At 44.2% G+C, this 712-nt stretch carries 1 rRNA gene; it reads right to left on the reverse strand.

The features are described 5' to 3' along the window. Positions 1 to 469: ribosomal RNA gene (locus tag AC1UFB_RS16620) — 23S ribosomal RNA — on the reverse strand; the annotation flags it as partial. Positions 470 to 712: the final 243 nt, after the last annotated feature.

Below are 712 nucleotides of genomic sequence, written 5' to 3' on the forward strand. Positions count from 1 at the left end.
CAACTTAACCTTGCATGGGATCGTAACTCGCCGGTTCATTCTACAAAAGGCACGCCATCACCCATTAACAGGCTCTGACTACTTGTAGGCACACGGTTTCAGGTTCTCTTTCACTCCCCTTCCGGGGTGCTTTTCACCTTTCCCTCACGGTACTGGTTCACTATCGGTCACTAGGGAGAGAGGCAAGCCTCTTGGTTTGGGCTAATTCCGTTTCGCTCGCCGCTACTCAGGAAATCGCATTTGCTTTCTCTTCCTCCGGGTACTTAGATGTTTCAGTTCCCCGGGTTTGCCTTCAATATCCTATATATTCAGATAAAGATACTGCTCCATTACGAACGGTGGGTTTCCCCATTCGGAAATCTCCGGATCAAAGCTTACTTACAGCTCCCCGAAGCATATCGGTGTTAGTCCCGTCCTTCATCGGCTCCTAGTGCCAAGGCATTCACCGTGCGCCCTTTCTAACTTAACCATTAGCGAATAAATGGTGCAACTTACGTTGCGTTATTTATTGGTTTGATTAAAGAAAAGTTTCACTTTTCCTCAGCTATTACTGTTATCTAGTTTTCAAAGAACAATCGTACTCAAAATTCTTCTTATTAGATAAGAAGAAAGTGATGTACTTTCTATTAAACGAGAGATTGAACTCTCAAAACTGAACAAAGCTTCAAAACGTACGTCTTGTCTAGCTACGGCTCCTAGTCATTCGATCGTT

Source organism: Priestia sp. KCTC 13724, assembly GCF_056820425.1.